The organism is Synechococcus sp. H55.10 (genome assembly GCF_047502715.1).
GTDB lineage: Bacteria > Cyanobacteriota > Cyanobacteriia > Thermostichales > Thermostichaceae > Thermostichus.
On sequence record NZ_JANSJJ010000144.1, the window covers coordinates 1 to 741 of the forward strand.

Annotated in this window: 1 protein-coding gene; it reads right to left on the bottom strand. The window is 56.0% G+C overall.

Annotated elements, in window-relative coordinates:
* Positions 1–394: 394 nt before the first annotated feature.
* The coding region (locus tag NW858_RS09255) for a TM0106 family RecB-like putative nuclease (RefSeq protein WP_414520350.1) at positions 395–741 on the bottom strand (347 nt) is incomplete at its 5' end.

The window sequence follows — 741 nt, forward strand, 5'->3', positions numbered from 1 at the left end:
TAAGATGTGTATATCAGACAGATCGAAAATACCGGGTGGTCAACCGCTTATCGCATTCTTTTTGCCAGCTGTAGCCTACTCTAAAGTGATTACCAAGCCCTTCGATGCCACCAGATTGGCGGCTCAGGTGGCCGAGACGGTGGGCTGGGATCCCTTAAATACAAGCTGAGGAAGAAAAAAGGCAGGGCTGAGTTGTCCCTGCCAAGAAGATCGAGAGCTGAGCCCCTGCTCCTTCTGTTGCAATCGCTGTAGCAAGGCGCGATTACGTTTGTTAATCTGGCGCTTCCGTGCCGTTCCCCCACGACCACGATAGTTCCTGCCCTGGCGGCGGGGGGATTCGTGAGATTTCAGCCGCATGGGATCCCTCTGGCCAATCCGCTAGTCTCACCCGATTCTAATCGAAGCTTCGGCCCTCGACAGGGGCGAGAACCGCACTTTGGCTTAGCCAGTTTTTGAGGCAATGGGTGGCCCGGCAGTCGTCCTCGTTGTAGATGAGCGACTGCTCCAAATAGCGGCGATCTCGAGTTTCCTGGCATTGGGTGTACCAGTAGATGGACTGGGCTCCATTGGCATTGGGCAACCGCCACTCGAACCCCAGCCAGCGGGCAATGTTTTTCAGGGAATAGCTTTCAATGGGCAGCACCACCGAGCGTTGGATCCAGGCGTGTAAATCTACGAAGCGCTGCAACAATTGCCGCACCTGCCGCGAATCCGTAGGGTATCGCTCCCCCAGCCGCTGAC